The organism is Pseudomonas citronellolis, from assembly GCF_900112375.1.
Lineage (GTDB): Bacteria > Pseudomonadota > Gammaproteobacteria > Pseudomonadales > Pseudomonadaceae > Pseudomonas > Pseudomonas citronellolis.
Genome location: NZ_FOLS01000007.1, coordinates 130,352 through 147,039, shown reverse-complemented (window position 1 = coordinate 147,039; position 16,688 = coordinate 130,352). Strand labels below are relative to the sequence as shown.

The window sequence follows — 16,688 nt, the reverse complement described above, 5'->3', positions numbered from 1 at the left end:
CCTACGTGCGTAGCGCCTCCAGCTCCCGATACAACTCCAGCGCCTGCGGGTTGGCCAGGGCGTCGGTGTTCTTCACCGGCCTGCCGTGCACCACGTTGCGTACCGCCAGCTCGACTATCTTGCCGCTGAGGGTGCGGGGGATGTCGGCCACCGCGACGATCTTCGCCGGCACGTGGCGCGCGGTGGTGTTGGTGCGGATGGTCCGGCGGATCTTTTCCTGGAGCGGCTCGTCCAGCCGCACGCCTTCGCGCAGGCGCACGAACAGCACCACGCGCACGTCGCCTTGCCAGTCCTGGCCGATGGCGATGGATTCGAGCACCTCGTCGACCTTTTCCACCTGGCGGTAGATTTCCGCCGTGCCGATGCGCACTCCGCCGGGGTTGAGCACGGCGTCGGAGCGGCCGTGGATCACCAGGCCGCCGTGGGCGGTTTCCTCGGCGTAGTCGCCGTGGGCCCAGACGCCGGGGAAGGTGGCGAAGTAGGCGTCGTGGAAACGCTCGCCCTGCGGGTCGCGCCAGAAGCCCAGCGGGATCGACGGGAAGTGCCGGGTGCAGACCAGCTCGCCCTTGCCGCTGCGCAGGCGCCTGCCGTCGTCGTCCCAGACCTCCACCGCCATGCCCAGGCCCTTGCATTGCAGCTCGCCGCGCCATACCGGCGCCGCGGGGTTGCCCAGGGCGAAGCAGGAGACGATGTCGGTGCCGCCGGAGATGGACGACAGGCACAGGTCGGCCTTGATGTCGCGGTAGACGTAGTCGAAGCTCTCGTGGGCCAGCGGCGAGCCGGTGCAGAGCAGCGTCTGCAGGCTGTCCAGGCCATGGCTCTGCGCCGGCTTCACGCCGGCCTTCTCCAGCGCGGCGATGTACTTGGCGCTGGTGCCGAAGACCTTGATGGCCTCGGCGTCGACCAGGTCCAGCAGCCGCTCCGGGCCGGGGTGGAAGGGCGAGCCGTCGTAGAGCACCAGGCTGGCGCCCACCGCCAGGCCCGAGACCAGCCAGTTCCACATCATCCAGCCGCAGGTGGTGTAGTAGAACAGCACGTCGCCGGAGTGCAGGTCGGTGTGCAGCGCGTGTTCCTTGAGGTGCTGCAGCAGCACGCCGCCGGTGGAATGGACGATGCACTTGGGCACGCCGGTGGTGCCGCTGGAGTAGAGGATGTACAGCGGATGGGTGAAGGATACCGGGGTGAATTCGGGTTCGCCGCCGCCCTGGTAGAAGTCGTTCCACAGGGTGACTGGAGCAACTGACTTGTAATCAGTTGGGCGAGCCTCTGGCCGCGCATAGGGCACCACCACCAGTTGCTGCAGCGACGGCAGCTTTTCCAGTATCTCGTTGAGCTTGCCGGTCAGGTCCAGCACCTTGCCGGCGTAGCGGTAGCCGGCGCAGGCGATCAGCACCTTGGGCTCGATCTGGCCGAAGCGGTCGATCACCCCCTGGGTGCCGAAGTCCGGCGAGCAGCTCGACCAGGTGGCGCCCAGGCTGGTGGCGGCGAGCATGCCCACCAGCGTCTGCCAGGTGTTGGGCATGAAGGCCGCCACGCGGTCGCCCACGCCCACCCCGGCAGCGCGCAGGCTGCGTTGCAGGCCGGCGACCTGGGCGGCCAGCTCGGCGTGGCTGAGGCTTTCGCGGCTGCCGTCTTCGCCTATGGCCACCACCGCCGTGGCTTCGTCGCGGCGGCGCAGCAGGTGCTCGGCGAAGTTCAGGGTGGCGCCGGGGAACCAGCGCGCGTCGGGCATCCGCGGGCCTTCCTCCAGCACCGTGCGCGGCGGGTTGTGGAAGCGCACGTCGAAGCTGTCGGCGATGGCCTGCCAGAAGGCCTCGCGGCGGTCGATGCTCCAGGCATGCAGGGCGGGGTAGTCGGCCAGTTCCAGGCCATGGCGCTGGTTGACCTGGCGGCGGAAGGCGTCCATCCGGCTGGCGGCGATGCGTTCGGCGGAAGGGGTCCACAAGGGTTTCATAGGGGCGTCCGTCCATCCACTGCTTGTCCTGTCAGTGTGGCACGGGATGGCGACGCCTTCCGCCCAGCGATGAACCTGCGATGGCCCCCGCCGGCTGGCGGCGGGGGCGGGCGCTCACTGGGCGACCCAGCCGCCGTCCATGTTCCAGGCGGCGCCGCGCACCTGGGCGGCGGCCTCGCTGCAGAGGAACAGCGCCAGCTCGCCCAGTTGCCCGGGGGTGACGAACTCCAGCGACGGCTGCTTTTCCGCCAGCAGGTCGTGGCGCGCCTGCTCGGGGCTGGCGCCCTCGGCTATGCGCGCGTCTATCTGCTTCTGCACCAGCGGCGTCAGCACCCAGCCGGGGCAGATGGCGTTGCAGGTGATGGGCGTGGTGGCGGTTTCCAGGGCGATGCTCTTGGTCAGGCCGATCACCCCGTGCTTGGCGGCGACGTAGGCGCTCTTGCCGGCGGAGGCCACCAGGCCGTGGGTGGAGGCGACGTTGACGATGCGCCCCCAGTTGCGCCGGCGCATGCCCGGCAGCGCCAGGCGGGTGCTGTGGAACACCGCGGAGAGGTTGATGGCGATGATCGCGTTCCAGCGTTCCACCGGGAAGTCTTCCACGGCGTCCACGTGCTGGATGCCGGCGTTGTTGACCAGGATGTCCAGCGCGCCGAACTCGCGCTCGACGTAGGCGATCATCTCGGCGATCTGCGCCGGCTCGGCCATGTCCGCCGGGTGGTGGCCGATCCGCGTGCCGTGGCGGCCCAGCTCGGTCAGGGCGCCCTCGACATCGCCGAAGCCGTTGATCACCACCTGGGCGCCGGCCGCGGCCAGGCTGTGGGCGATGCCCAGGCCGATGCCGCTGGTGGCGCCGGTGACCAGCGCGATCTTGCCTTTGAGGTTCATGGTCGTTTCTCCTGCCTGTGGCGGCCCTCAGCGGGCCACCGGGTGGTACGCGGCATCAAACGATGCCGGTTGCGTAGAAGGTAGCGATCACCACGAAGACCGCCAGGGTCTTGATCAGGGTGATGGCGAAGATGTCCTTGTAGGCCTCGCGGTGGGTCAGCCCGGTGACCGCCAGCAGGGTGATGACCGCGCCGTTGTGCGGCAGCGTGTCCATCCCGCCGCTGGCCATGGCGGCGACGCGGTGCAGCACCTCCAGGGGGATGTTGGCGGCGTGGGCGGCGGCGATGAACTGTTCGGACATGGCCGCCAGGGCGATGCTCATGCCGCCGGAGGCCGAGCCGGTGATGCCGGCCAGGGTGGTGACGGTGATGGCCTCGTTGACCAGCGGGTTGGGGATGCTCTTGAGCGCATCGGCCAGCACCAGGAAGCCCGGCAGCGAGGCGATGACCGCGCCGAAACCGTATTCCGAGGCGGTGTTCATGGCCGCCAGCAGGGCGCCGGACACCGCGGTCTTGCTGCCCTCGGCGAGGCGGCTGCGGATCGCCCGGTAGCTGCTGACCAGCACCAGCAGGATGCCCAGCAGCAGCGCCGCCTGCACCGCCCAGATGCCGGTGAGCTTGCTCACGTCGCTGGCCACCGGCGCGGCCATGCCGGCCAGTTGCAGGCTGTGGGTCTTGCCGTAGAGCTGCGGAATCCAGTGGGTGAACAGCAGGTTGGCCACGCCCACCAGCACCAGCGGCGACAGCGCCAGCAGCGGGTGGGGCAGGGCGATGTCGCCGGCGGTTTCCGGCTCGTTGCGCAGCTCGCGGCCATAGCCTTCGCCGGCGGCGCGGGCGCGCCCGGCCTGGCGGCGCAGGAACAGCATGCCGGCGAAGAACACGAACAGGCTGCCGATCAGCCCCAGCCAGGGCGCGGCCCAGCCGTTGGTGCCGAAGAAGGCGGTGGGGATGATGTTCTGGATCTGCGGGGTGCCGGGCAGGGCGTCCATGGTGAAGCTGAAGGCGCCCAGGGCGATGGTCGCCGGGATCAGCCGCTTGGGGATGTCGCTCTGGCGGAACATCTCGGCGGCGAAGGGGTACACCGCGAACACCACCACGAACAGCGACACGCCGCCATAGGTGAGCAGGGCGCACACCAGCACTATCACCAGCATGGCCTGGCGGGTGCCGAGCAGGCGGATGGCCGCCGCGACTATGGAGCGCGAGAAGCCCGACAGCTCGATGAGCTTGCCGAACACGGCGCCGAGCAGGAACACCGGGAAGTAGAGTTTGACGAAGCCGACCATCTTCTCCATGAACACGCCGGTGAAGGCCGGCGCCACCGCCGACGGGTCGGTGAGGAGCACGGCGAGCAGCGCCGCGATGGGGGCGAAGAGGATGACGCTGTAGCCGCGGTAGGCGGCCAGCATCAGCAGGGCGAGGGCGGCGAGGGCGATGACCACGCTCATGGGCAGTTCTCCTGGAACTGCGCGGCACGGCGGCCGCGCATGATTATTGTGGTGGTGGCGGGAACGCCGGCGGTTACCAGAGCGGCAGCACGTAGCTGAGGATCAGCCGGTTCTCGTCCAGGTCGTTGCCGAAGTGGCTGGAACGCACGGTGGCGTTGCGCCATTTGACGCCGAAGTTCTTCAGCGGACCGCTCTGCACCACGTAGCCGATGTCCGTGTTGCGCTCCCACTCCTTGCCCTCCGGCTTGCCGGCGCCCAGCTCGATGTCGTCGCCGGACAGGTAGCGCGTCATGAAGGTCAGGCCGGGCACGCCCAGGGCGGCGAAGTCGTAGTCGTAGCGTAGCTGCCAGGACTTTTCGTCGCGGTTGGCGAAGTCGCCGATCTGCACGAAGTTGACCAGGAAGGCGTCGGTGCCGCCGATGTAGGCGAAACCGGTGTCGCCGTTCATGACCTGGTAGCCGGCGCCGAAGGCGTGGCCGCCGAGGCTGTAGGTGAGCATGGCGCCGAAGGCGCGGTTGTCGACGTTGCTATGGCCGTCGTCCTTGGAGCGGGCGAAGCGCAGGTCGGTCTTCAGCGATTGGCCGTCGGCGATGGGCAGCACGTGCAGCAGGTTGACGATGTGCTGGTCGTACAGGCCGTCGAGCTTGGCGTAGTTGTAGCCGGTGGTCAGCTGCGGCGTCCATTTGTAGCTCAGGCCGGCGAAGTCGAAGCGGTCGCTGTCGGCGCTGGCGACGATGCCGCGGGCGTTGCCGGTGGTGAGCGTCATGTCCTCGCTGTCGGCGGAATCGCGCTGGCTGACCTGGCGCAGGCGGCCGGCGTCGAAGGTCAGGCCGGCGAACTCGGTGGAGTTCAGGTGCGCGCCCTGGAAGGTCTGCGGCAGCAGGCGCGAGTCGTTGGCCAGCACGCTGGGCAGCTTGGGCAGCAGGGTGCCCACCTTGAGCACGCTGTGGGAGGCGCGCAGTTTGGCGGTCAGGCCCAGTTCGCTGTAGTCGTCCTGGGCGCCGTGGACCTTCTCGCGGTCGCGCGGCAGCAGGCCGGAGCCGGCGCGGTCGGGGCTGGAGTCGAGCTTCACGCCCAGCAGGCCGATGGCGTCGACGCCCACGCCGATGGTGCCCTCGGTGAAGCCGGATTCGTAGCGCAGCAGGAAGCCCTGCGCCCATTCCTCCTGTTTCGACTGGGGCGCGGCGTCCTGGCGGAAGTCACGGTTGAAGTAGAAGTTGCGCAGTTCGAGGCTGGCCTTGCTGTCGGCGAGGAAATCGGCCTGGACGGGGAGCGCGATGCCGAGGGTGGAGCCCAGGGTGGCGAGGGCGACGGCATGGTTGAGCGGGGTTCTGCTCATGTTTGCTAGTACTCCTGGCGCGGCGCGGCGGCGAACCGGGGCGGGCCGTGGGCCCCGTGGGTAACGTTCGTGCGCGGACGGCGTTGGTTGTTGTTATGTCGGCGTGCGGCGGATGGCCGCCCGGGCCGGATAGCGAGAACCGTGCCAGATATTTAACTAGCTGATTTTAAAGTGATTTATTTGGATTTGCGGAAAGCGTGCGCCGGGCTTTGTCTCCATTCGTGGACAAAGGCGATTGCCATGTGCCTGAAGGCACCTGGAATTCGGTTTGTCTCTAAACGTAGAAAAGTCTCTGTTTCAGGACGAAAGGCCGAGGGCGGCCATCTTCTTGTACAGCGTCGAGCGGCCCAGCCCCAGGCGCCGTGCGGCCGCCTCGACGTTGCCGGCCTGTTCGGCCAGCACGTTGCCGATCAGCTCGCGTTCGAAGGCCTCGCGCGCGGCGTAGAAGTCCTGGCCCTCGGCCAGGCTGGCGCGGTTGCCCTCCGTTTGCGCCGGCGGCGCCTGCAGCGGGCCGAGGGCGGCGTGCAGGGCCTGGGCGTCCAGTTGCGCCCGGTCGTTGAGCAGCACGGTGCGCTCCAGCAGGTTGCGCAGCTCGCGCACGTTGCCCGGCCAGGCGTGGCGGCGCAGTAGGGCGAGGGCGTCGGCGTCCAGTTCGTAGAGGGCGTGGTTGTCCTCGCGCAGGTCGTCGAGGATCGCCTCGCACAGCGCCGGCAGGTCCTCCAGGCGCGCGCGCAGCGGCGGGATCCCGATGGGCACCACGTTGATGCGGTAGTACAGGTCGGCGCGGAAGCGGCCCTCGCGCACGGCCTTGTCCAGGTCGATGGAGGTGGCCGCGATCAGCCGCACGTCGCTGCGCAGCACCTCGTTGGAGCCCACCGGCTCGAATTCCTTCTCCTGCAGCACGCGCAGCAGCTTGCTCTGCAACGGCAGGGGCATGTCGCCGATCTCGTCGAGGAACAGGGTGCCGCCCTGGGCGATCTGCAGCTTGCCCGGGCGGCCCTTGCGGTCGGCGCCGGTGAAGGCGCCCGGCGCGGTGCCGAAGAACTCCGCCTCCAGCAGGGTTTCCGGAATGGCCGCGGCGTTGATGCTGACGAAGGCCTTGCCGGCCCGCGCCGAGGCGCTGTGGATGGCGTGGGCGAGCAGCTCCTTGCCGGTGCCGGTCTCGCCCAGCAGCAGCACCGGCGCCTCGCTGGTGGCGGCGCGGCGGGCGCGGCGCTTGACCTCCAGGCTGGCGCTGCCGTTGCCGATGAAGTGCGCCAGGCTGTACTTGGCCTGGCGCGCCTGCAGCAGCGAGCGGGTGGAGGCCAGCTCCTGGCGCATGCGCTGGTAGCGGCTGAGCAGCGGCGACAGCGAGCGCAGCTCGTCGAACAGGGCGAAGCCGATGGCGCCGATGACCTGCCCGGCGTCGTCGCGGATCGGCATGCGCATCACCACCAGCGGGTCGCGCGGCATGTCGAGGATGTCCAGCAGCATCGGCCGGCCGCTGCGCACCACCTCGCGCATCAGGCTGCCGGGGATCACGCTCTCCACCGGCCGGCCGACGGCCTGCTCGGCCTCGTCCAGGCCGAAGCGCTGGGCATAGCGCTGGTTGATCCAGACGATATTGGCGTCGCGGTCGACGATCACGGTGCCCTCGCTGAACTGCTCGAAGATCTCGAACAGCGAACGGATCGCCAGTTGGCGGACGCTCTGGTAGTCCGTGAGGGGGGAGTTGTCGTGCATGGGCGGCCTGGTGCTTGGGGGGCTTTGAGCGGGCACTGTACCGGGATGTGGGGGGTGGGTCAGTAGGGAAGGGCGGAGTATGGGTTGGGCTCTGGTGTGGCGGGGGAGTCCGCAACCCTCTCCCCAGCCCTCTCCCTGAAGGGAGAGGGGGCTAGTCCGTGCCGAGAGGAGGCCAAGTTTCAGCCGGCAATCTCTGTGCTAGCCGGCTAACGCCGAAATACCAACACACTCCGAACGGTCCCCTCTCCCTTCAGGGAGAGGGTTAGGGAGAGGGCGCTCTCAGTCTTGACACCGAAGTGCCGGGAAACCCCGTTCGCGAGCAAGCTCGCTCCTACGCCAAGCCAGTCCGTGCCTGCACTCTTCAGTGATTGCCGACTGACTCATGAGCATCCAAGCACACCGAACAATCCCCTCTCCCTTCAGGGCGGGGCGCGCAGCCGAGGGTTAGGGAGAGGGCGCTCTCACCCCCGAACACCCAAGCCCCCCGGGAAACACCATCACTCCGCCGCCTGCATCCCCTGCGTCTGCTTCGCCTGCTTGTAACGCAGCGCCACCGCCGGCACCGGCGAGGCCTTGCCGGTTTCCACCCAGCGGCGGATGCGCGCGGCGTCGGCCACATGGGTGCGCTTGCCGAAGGCGTCGAGCAGGGCCAGGGCCACCGGGCGGCCGTTCATCACCGTGACCATCACCAGGCAGTGCCCGGCCTGGTTGGTGAAGCCGGTCTTGGTCAGGCGGATGTCCCACTTGCCGGCGCGCACCAGCGGGTTGGTGTTGAAGAAGCTCAGCGCGTAGTTCGGGTGGCTGAAGCGCGCGTCCTTGGTCGGCGTGGTGCTCAGTTCACGGATCAGCGGGTACTGGTAGGCGGCCTTGACCAGGCGGATCAGGTCATGGGCGGTGGAGGTGTTGTCGATCGACAGGCCGGTGGGCTCCACGTAGTGGGTGTGCAGCATGCCCAGGGACTTCGCCTTGGCGTTCATCGCCTTGACGAAGGCCACGCTGCCGCCCGGGTAGTGGTGGGCCAGGCTGGCGGCGGCGCGGTTTTCCGAGGACATCAGCGCCAGCAGCAGCATCTGCCGGCGGTCGATGCGGCTGCCCAGGTGCACGCGGGAGAACACGCCCTTCATCTCGGCGGTCTCGGAGATGTCCACGTCGATCTGCTCGTCCAGCGGCAGCTTGGCGTCGAGCACCACCATGGCGGTCATCAGCTTGGTCACCGAGGCGATCGGGCGGACCACCTCGGGGTTGCTGGAATACACGACCTTGTCGGAGTTCAGGTCCACCACCAGGGCGCTGCCGGAGGCCAGGACCAGCTGGCCGGGGGTGACTTCCGCCTTGCTGGCGGCGAGGGAGGGCAGGGCGAAGGCAAGGGTACAGGTGAAGAAAAGGCCCAGGATCGAACGACGAGTGTTCATGGATGTGATTCGCACAAGTGGAAGGGTCTACATCCATGTAGGCAATTTCCCAGAATTCTAATCCATGACCGGGGCCCGTGCATCAGCCCGGCAGTGGCCTGGAGGAAAGAATTTCAAGGGCTTGCAGGCACAAGTGCGTGTATCACTTTGAAAGCGCAACGGCGGGAATGAGAAAGTGTCTCGCCAAGTGTTGCGAAATGCGAATCCCGGGCCTGGGTGTCGGCTGTCGGATTATTCCAAGTGTCTGATTCTCAAGGTGTTGTACTTCTGTGGCATGAAGCTTGACTGGCTAAGCTGTAGAGAACGAGGCGGATCGCGGGGTTGCGTTTACCTTTACGTTAACGTAAAGATGCTCCGCGAGCCGCCGACCGGCCGGTCATGCCCATGCCTGTGGGCCCGGCCGTGAGCCCAGTCCCAGAACAAGCACAACAAGGGAACGCCATGAACCACCCGAGCTATACCCGTGGCCGCCAGGACAAGCCGCTGCTGGCCATGACCATAGGCGCTGCCTTCGACGACACCGCCGGCCGCTTCGCCGACCGCGAAGCGCTGGTGGTGCGGCACCAGAACCTGCGCTACACCTGGGCCCAGCTGGCCGAGGTGGTGAACGCCACGGCCCGCGCCTTCCTCGCCCTGGGCCTGCGCCAGGGCGACCGCCTGGGCATCTGGGCGCCGAACTGCGCGCAGTGGTGCATCACCCAGTTCGCCAGCGCCAAGATCGGCGCCGTGCTGGTCAACATCAACCCGGCCTACCGCGCCAACGAGCTGGAGTACGCGCTGAAGCAGTCCGGCTGCCGCTGGCTGGTGTGCGCCGACGCCTTCAAGACCTCCGACTACCACGGCATGCTCGCCGAGCTGCTGCCGGAGCTGCGCGACTGCCGCCCGGGCGAGCTGAACAGCGCGCGCCTGCCGGAGCTGAGCGGGGTGGTCAGCCTGGCCGCCCAGGTCCCGGCCGGGTTCCTCCGCTGGGACCAGTTGGAAGGCATAGGCGCCTCGGTATCCGCCGAGGAACTGGCGCAGCGCCAGGCGCTGCTGCAGTTCGACGAGCCGATCAACATCCAGTACACCTCCGGCACCACCGGCTTCCCCAAGGGCGCCACCCTCAGCCACTACAACATCCTCAACAACGGCTACATGGTCGGCGAGAGCATCGGCCTCACCGAGCACGACCGCCTGGTGATCCCGGTGCCGCTGTACCACTGCTTCGGCATGGTGATGGGCAACCTCGGCTGCATGACCCACGGCGCCACCATGATCTACCCGGCGCCCAGCTTCGAGCCGGAGGCGACCCTGGCCGCCGTGGCCGAGGAACGCGCCACCGCGCTGTACGGCGTGCCCACCATGTTCATCGCCGAGCTGGACCACCCGCGTCGCGCCGAATTCGACCTGTCCAGCCTGCGCACCGGGATCATGGCCGGCGCCACCTGCCCGATCGAGGTGATGCGGCGGGTCATCAGCGAGATGCACATGGCCGAGGTGCAGATCGCCTATGGCATGACCGAGACCAGCCCGGTGTCGCTGCAGACCGGCCCGGACGACGAGCTGGAAATCCGCGTGACCACCGTCGGCCGCACCCAGCCGCAGCTGGAAAGCAAGATCATCGACGGCGACGGCCGCATCGTCCCGCGCGGCACCATCGGCGAGCTGTGCACCCGCGGCTACAGCGTGATGCTCGGCTACTGGAACAACCCCCAGGCCACGGCCGAGGCCATCAGCCCGGCGCGCTGGATGCTCACCGGCGACCTGGCGCTGATGGACGAGGCGGGCAACGTGCGCATCGTCGGGCGCAGCAAGGACATGATCATCCGCGGCGGCGAGAACATCTACCCGCGCGAGATCGAGGAATTCCTCTACACCCACCACGCCGTGGCCGACGCCCAGGTAATCGGCATCCCCGACGACAAGTACGGCGAGGAGCTGGTGGCCTGGGTCAAGTTCCACCCCGGCCACGGCGTCGACGAGGAGGAACTGCGGGCCTTCTGCAAGGCGCGCATCGCCCACTTCAAGGTGCCGCGCTACTTCCGCTTCTGCGACGAGTTTCCGATGACGGTGACCGGCAAGATCCAGAAGTTCCGCATGCGCGAGATCAGCATCGAGGAACTGCGTGGCTGACGGACGCGAGGCGGCATGCCGGTAGAGAAGGGCACCATCTCCATCCGCCTGGTCAACGAGGCCCTGGCCGAACCCGTTCGCCAGGGCCTCGACGCGTCCGCGCTGCTGGCCGCGGCGGGCATCGCCGGCGAACTCGTCGGCAAGCCCTACGCGCGGGTGCCGATCCAGGCCTATTCGCGGCTCTGGCTGCGCCTGGCGAAGGCGCTGGACGACGAGTTCTTCGCCATGAACCCGCGGCGGATGAAGTCCGGCAGCTTCAACTTCATGGCCCGCACGGCGATCCACGAAGCGACCCTGGAGGCCGCGCTGGAGCGCGCCCTGGCCTTCCTCGGCCTGGTCTTCGACGGCCTGCAGCCGCGCCTGGTGAGCCAGGACGGGGTGGCCGCCATCCAGCTCGACGAGGGCGCGGCGCCGGCGCAACGGGCCTTCTGCTACTTCACCCTGTACCTGATGGTCCACGGCCTGGCCTGCTGGCTGGTGGGCCGGCGCATCCCCATCCTCGCCATCGACCTGCGCAGCCCGCAGCCGGACTACATCGAGGACTACCGGGTGATGTTCAGCGACAACCTGCGCTTCGCCCGCCGGCAGACGCGCCTGCTGTTCAACGCCGAGGCCCTGGCCCTGCCGGTGCGCCGCGACGAGCGCGAGCTGCGGCGCTTCCTGGTCGGCGCCCCGGCCAACATCCTGGTGCGCTACCGCGACCCGCAGAGCCTGGCGGCGCGCATCAAGGCCTACCTGCGCAGCCAGCGCTGCGAGCGCTGGCCGGACCTGGAGGCGCTGGGCAGCCACTTCTACATGGCGTCCTCGACGCTGCGCCGCAAGCTCGCCGCCGAGGGCCAGTCGTACCAGGCGCTGAAGGACCAGCTGCGCCGCGACCTGGCCATCGCCCGCCTGGACGCCGGCGAGGGCAACTTCGCCGAACTGGCCGAGGAACTCGGCTTCGCCGACACCAGCGCCTTCTACAAGGCCTTCCGCAAGTGGACCGGCTCCACCCCCGGCCAGTACCGCGCGCTGATGCAGCAGGAAAACGACTGGCCCGACGCCTCCAGAAATCCCCCGCCAGGCCGATAGCCTGGGGCACTCCCACGTTCCAAGGACCTCCGCCCATGTTCCTGACGCGCCTTTCGATCCAGTGGAAGATCACCCTGCTGGCCGGCCTCTGCCTGCTGTGCACCGTGGCCTTGCTGGTGGGCAGCTCGCTGCTGCGCATGAACCACAACCTGCAACTGGTGAAGACGGCCAACGCACAGATGCTCGAGGATGCGGCCCAGGCGCGCATGCAGGCGCGGGCCGAGCAGCAGGCGGAGACCATCCAGCGCTTCTTCACCGACGTCTACCACTTCGGCGACCAGTTCAGCCGCCAGGTCGCCCAGCTGCGCGCCCAGAGCGCCCGGCACGGCGTCGATGCGCAGGTGCTGCGCGAAGACCTGGTGAAGCTGGTTCACGATGGCCTGAAGTCCAACCCGACGCTGCTCAGCCTCTACGTGGTGTTCGAGCCCGAGGCCCTCGACGGCCAGGACGCCCGCTTCGCCGGCCAGGAAGCCCTGGGCAGCAACGAGAAGGGCCGCTTCGGCGCCTACTGGGCGCAGAAGGCCAGCGGCGACAGCAGCCTGGCGGTGACCGAGGCGATGATCGCCGACACCACCGCGATGCTCGACGGCACCCCGTTCAACACCTGGTACCAGTGCCCGAAGCAGAACCTGCGGCCCTGCGTGCTCAACCCGTACTTCGACGATGCCTCCGGCCAGCGCGTGCTGATGACCACCGTGGTGTTCCCGCTGATGGAGAACGGCAAGCTGCTGGCCGTGGTGGGCGCCGACATCAGCCTGAGCCGCCTGCAGCAACTGGCCCTGGACGGCGACCGCGCGCTCTACGACGGCCAGGGCGCCATCCGCATCCTCAGCCCGGCCGGGCTGCTGGCCGGCGACAGCCAGGACGCCAACCAGCTCGGCCAGCCGCTGGCCAAGTCGGTGGCCAACGCCGCCGAACTGCTCGCCGTGCAGGCCGCCGGCGCGCCCAAGGCGCTGATGGGCGAGGACAAGCTGCAGGTGGTTGAGCCGCTGCAGGCCATCCCCGATTCGAAGAACTGGGGCGTGCTGCTGGAAGTGCCGCGCGCGGTGCTGCTGGAGCCGTCGCTGAAGCTGCAGGGCGAGCTGGATGCGCGCAACCTCAGCGGCGCGCTCTGGGAAACCGCCTTCGGCGTCGGCCTGGCGCTGGTGGTGCTGGTCCTGCTGTGGCTGACCGCCCGCGGCGTGACGCGCCCGATCCTCGGCGTGGCCGGCATGCTGCGCGACATCGCCAGCGGCGAGGGCGACCTGACCCAGCGCCTGAAGTACCAGGGCCAGGACGAACTGGGCGAGCTGGCCGGCTGGTTCAACCGCTTCCTCGACAAGCTGCAGCCGATCATCCGCGACGTGAAGGCCTCGGTGCAGGACGCCCGCGCCACCGCCGACCAGTCCGCCGCGCTGTCCACCCAGACCAGCGCCGGCATGCAGCAGCAGTTCCGCGAGATCGAGCAGGTGGCCACCGCCTCCCAGGAAATGAGCGCCACCGCCCACGACGTGGCCAACAGTGCGGCGCTGGCCGCCGACGCCGCCCGCGGTGCCGACGGCGCCACCCGCGACGGCCTGGCGGTGATCGACCAGACCACCCGCGCCATCGACGAACTGGCCCGCGACATGAGCCAGGCCATGACCCAGGTCGAAGGCCTGGCCGCCAGCAGCGAGCAGATCGGCTCGGTGCTGGAAGTGATCCGCGCTATCGCCGAGCAGACCAACCTGCTGGCGCTCAACGCCGCCATCGAGGCGGCCCGCGCCGGCGAGGCCGGGCGCGGCTTCGCGGTGGTGGCCGATGAAGTGCGCAACCTGGCCAAGCGCACCCAGGACTCGGTGGAAGAAATCCGCCAGGTGATCGAAGGCCTGCAGAACGGCACCCGCGAGGTGGTCACCGCCATGCACAGCAGTCACCAGCAGGCCCAGGGCAGCGTCAGCCAGGTGGAGCAGGCGGTGGCGGCGTTGCAGCGCATCGGCGAGGCGGTGGGGGTGATCAACGACATGAACCTGCAGATCGCCAGCGCCGCCGAGGAACAGAGCGCGGTGGCCGAGGAGATCAACCGCAACGTGGCGGGTATCCGCGACGTGACCGAGTCGCTGTCGGGCCAGGCCCAGGAGTCGGCGCAGATCAGCCAGTCGCTGAACGACCTGGCGAATCACCAGCAGGGGTTGATGGGGCAGTTTCGGGTGTGACCGGCAGGTGGGGGGCTCCCCATACCTGTAGGAGCGAGCTTGCTCGCGAACAGGATTCCCCGGCGGCTGCGGCGTTGGATGCAAGAGCGCCCTCTCCCCAACCCTCGGCTGCGCGCCCCGCCCTGAAGGGAGAGGGGGCTGTTCGGAGTGGGTGGGGAGTTCGGAGTCATCCTGAAACGCCTAACCCCCCTCGTCATTCCCGCGAACGCGGGAACCCAGAGACTGGCGGTTCGCGAGCAAGCTCGCTCCTACATAGGGCGCATAACCGTTCGCGGTTATCCGCTGCTGGCCGGAACACTGGCGTTGCCGGGGCAATCGCGGACGAAGTCCGCTCCTACGTCCGTGTTTCCTGGAACCGTAGGAGCGGACTCTGTCCGCGATCAGCCCTTGCTCACGCTGGCCGCGGTCTGGCCGAAGAGGATCTTCTTGCCTTCCTCGGTCACCGACGGCCGCGACGAATACGCCTGGCCCTTCTCGTAGGCGCGCACGGTCGCCGGCCGGGCGGCTATGCCTTCGAACCAGCGCTTGAGGTGGGGGAAATCGTCCAGGTCCTGCTGCTGGCGCTGCCACGGCACCACCCAGGGGTAGCTGGCCATGTCGGCGATGCTGTAGTGCTCGCCGGCGAGGTAGGGCACTTTCGCCAGGCGCTTGTCCATCACGCCGTACAGGCGGTTGGTCTCGTTGACGTAGCGCTGCATGGCGTAGGGCAGCTTTTCCGGCGCGTATTGCACGAAGTGGTGGTTCTGCCCGGCCATCGGGCCCAGGCCGCCGACCTGCCAGAACAGCCATTCCAGCACCGTCTTGCGCCCGCGCACGTCGGCCGGCATGAACTGCCCGGTCTTCTCCGCGAGGTAGACGAGGATGGCGCCGGACTCGAACACGCTGATCGGCTCGCCGCCGTCCGCCGGGGCGCTGTCGATGATGGCGGGCATGCGGTTGTTCGGCGAGAAGGCGAGGAACTCCGGCTTGAACTGGTCGCCGGCGCTGATATCGACGGGGTGGATGCGGTAGTCGAGCCCCGCCTCTTCGAGGAACAGGGTGATCTTGTGGCCGTTGGGGGTGGGCCAGTAGTACAGCTCGATCATGGGACCTCCTGAAATGGCGACGCCCCGGCACCGTGCCGGGGCGTGCAACGCCCGCGCCCAGGAGAGCGGCGCGGGCTAAAAGCCAAGACTATAGCTTTACTTGCGGTCGATCCAGACGGTCTGCGGGTTGAGGAACTCGCGCAGGCCGAAGTGCGACAGCTCGCGGCCGAAACCGCTCTTCTTCACGCCGCCGATCGGCACGCGCGGATCGGAGGCGGAGAAGCCGTTGATGAACACGCCGCCGCTGACCAGGCGCCGCGCCATGTGCTGGGCCTTGGCCTTGTCGGCGCTCCAGATGGCGCCGGACAGGCCGAACTCGCTGTCGTTGGCCAGTTCCAGGGCGTGCTCGGCGTCGCGCGCGACTATGACCGATGCCACCGGGCCGAAGATTTCCTTGGCGAAGGCGGTGTTGCCCGGCTTCACGTCGGCCAGCACGGTCGGCGCGTAGTAGTTGCCTTCGCCTTCCAGCTTGTGGCCGCCCAGCAGCAGGCTGGCGCCGTCGGCGATGGCCTGTTGCACCTGGCCGTGCAGCTCGTCGCGCAGGTCGAAGCGGGCCATGGGGCCGACGAAGGTGTCGTCCGCCAGCGGATCGCCGATCTTCAGCGCCTTGACCGCGGCCAGCAGCTTCTCGGTGAAGGCCGGGGCGATGGATTCTTCGACGATCATGCGCTTGGCGGCGATGCACACCTGGCCGCAGTTGCCGAAGCGGCTGGCCACGGCGGCCTTCACGGCGGCGTCCAGGTCGGCGTCGGCCAGCACGATGAAGGCGTCGGAACCGCCCAGCTCCAGCACGCACTTCTTCAGCGCGGCGCCGGCCTGGGATGCGATGGCCGCGCCCGCGCCCACGCTGCCGGTCACGGCGATGGAAGCGATGCGCTCATCGGCGATGGCCTTGGAGACCAGCGGTGGCTCCACGTTCAGCACGTCGAACACGCCCTCGGGCAGGCCGGCCTGCAGCCAGGCATCGCGCAACTGGTAGGCGCAGCCCATGACGTTCGGCGCGTGCTTGAGCACGTAGGTGTTGCCGCCGAGGATGATGCTCACCGCGCCGCGCATGACCTGCCAGGTGGGGAAGTTCCACGGCATCACGGCCAGCACCGGGCCCAGCGGCAGGTAGGAGATGTATGCGCCTTCGATGCTGGTCTTCTCGTCTTCCAGCATGGCCGGGCCGTGCTCGGCGTACCAGTCGCAGAGGTTGGCGCATTTGTTGATCTCGCCGCGCGCCTGGGTGACCGGCATGCCCATTTCCCGGGCTTCCATGCGGGCCATGGGCTCGACGCTGGCGCGCAGCACCTCGGCCATCCTGCGCAGCACGGCGACGCGCTCGGCCACCGGGGTTTCGCGCCACTGGCGGAAGGCGGCGTCGCTGCGGGCCAGGGTGCTTTCCAGCTGGGCGGCGTCCTCGAAGGGGTAGCGGGCCAGTTCCTGGCCGGTGGCGGGGCTGCGCGAGATGGCAGCGGGGATGGCGGCGATCTGGTTCATGGAAG

The 16,688-nt window shown here is 68.6% G+C and carries 10 protein-coding genes and 2 pseudogenes; 4 read left to right on the top strand and 8 right to left on the bottom strand.

Features of this window, described 5'->3' with window-relative positions; translation table 11 throughout:
* Window position 1: 1 nt before the first annotated feature.
* The 6 genes and pseudogenes from BM060_RS08960 to pbpG all read right to left on the bottom strand — a co-directional run bounded on the left by BM060_RS08960 (window position 2) and on the right by pbpG (window position 8,759).
* Window positions 2-1,954: an acetoacetate--CoA ligase gene (locus tag BM060_RS08960; RefSeq protein ID WP_074979324.1), complete on the bottom strand. Its 1,953-nt coding sequence runs from the start codon at window positions 1,952-1,954 to the stop codon at window positions 2-4.
* A gap of 114 nt (window positions 1,955-2,068) precedes the next feature.
* Window positions 2,069-2,839 carry a 3-hydroxybutyrate dehydrogenase gene (locus BM060_RS08955; RefSeq protein WP_074979321.1) on the bottom strand — a complete coding sequence of 257 codons (771 nt, stop codon included), beginning with the start codon at window positions 2,837-2,839 and terminating at the stop codon, window positions 2,069-2,071.
* 55 nt (window positions 2,840-2,894) lie between these two features.
* The gene (locus tag BM060_RS08950) at window positions 2,895-4,286 is read right to left on the bottom strand and encodes a GntP family permease (RefSeq protein ID WP_074979319.1); all 1,392 of its coding nucleotides are present in this window, start codon (window positions 4,284-4,286) and stop codon (window positions 2,895-2,897) included.
* A 73-nt stretch (window positions 4,287-4,359) separates the two neighbouring features.
* Window positions 4,360-5,625: an OprD family porin gene (locus tag BM060_RS08945; protein ID WP_074979317.1), complete on the bottom strand. Its 1,266-nt coding sequence runs from the start codon at window positions 5,623-5,625 to the stop codon at window positions 4,360-4,362.
* Between the two features lie 266 nt (window positions 5,626-5,891).
* Window positions 5,892-7,347: pseudogene (locus BM060_RS08940) on the bottom strand (sigma-54 interaction domain-containing protein); the annotation flags it as partial.
* Window positions 7,348-7,844: 497 nt separating this feature from the next.
* Window positions 7,845-8,759 carry a D-alanyl-D-alanine endopeptidase gene (pbpG, locus tag BM060_RS08935; protein WP_074979313.1) on the bottom strand — a complete coding sequence of 305 codons (915 nt, stop codon included), beginning with the start codon at window positions 8,757-8,759 and terminating at the stop codon, window positions 7,845-7,847.
* Window positions 8,760-9,200: 441 nt separating this feature from the next.
* Here pbpG and BM060_RS08930 point away from each other — a divergent pair, with 441 nt between their 5' ends.
* From BM060_RS08930 to BM060_RS33675, 4 genes and pseudogenes are all read left to right on the top strand, one after another.
* Complete coding sequence (locus tag BM060_RS08930) at window positions 9,201-10,871, top strand: AMP-binding protein (RefSeq protein WP_074979311.1); 1,671 nt, start codon at window positions 9,201-9,203, stop codon at window positions 10,869-10,871.
* A 15-nt stretch (window positions 10,872-10,886) separates the two neighbouring features.
* A complete protein-coding gene (locus BM060_RS08925; RefSeq protein WP_074979309.1) occupies window positions 10,887-11,942 on the top strand; it encodes an AraC family transcriptional regulator in 1,056 nt (351 codons plus the stop codon).
* Window positions 11,943-11,977: 35 nt separating this feature from the next.
* Window positions 11,978-13,258 (top strand): annotated as a pseudogene (locus BM060_RS33680) (methyl-accepting chemotaxis protein); the annotation flags it as partial.
* 102 nt (window positions 13,259-13,360) lie between these two features.
* Complete coding sequence (locus BM060_RS33675; protein ID WP_439895976.1) at window positions 13,361-14,116, top strand: methyl-accepting chemotaxis protein; 756 nt, start codon at window positions 13,361-13,363, stop codon at window positions 14,114-14,116.
* 380 nt (window positions 14,117-14,496) lie between these two features.
* Here the strand turns inward: BM060_RS33675 and BM060_RS08915 are convergent, their stop codons facing one another.
* The gene (locus BM060_RS08915) at window positions 14,497-15,201 is read right to left on the bottom strand and encodes a glutathione binding-like protein (protein WP_074979305.1); all 705 of its coding nucleotides are present in this window, start codon (window positions 15,199-15,201) and stop codon (window positions 14,497-14,499) included.
* Between the two features lie 96 nt (window positions 15,202-15,297).
* The gene (locus BM060_RS08910) at window positions 15,298-16,683 is read right to left on the bottom strand and encodes an NAD-dependent succinate-semialdehyde dehydrogenase (protein ID WP_074979303.1); all 1,386 of its coding nucleotides are present in this window, start codon (window positions 16,681-16,683) and stop codon (window positions 15,298-15,300) included.
* Window positions 16,684-16,688 lie beyond the last annotated feature (5 nt).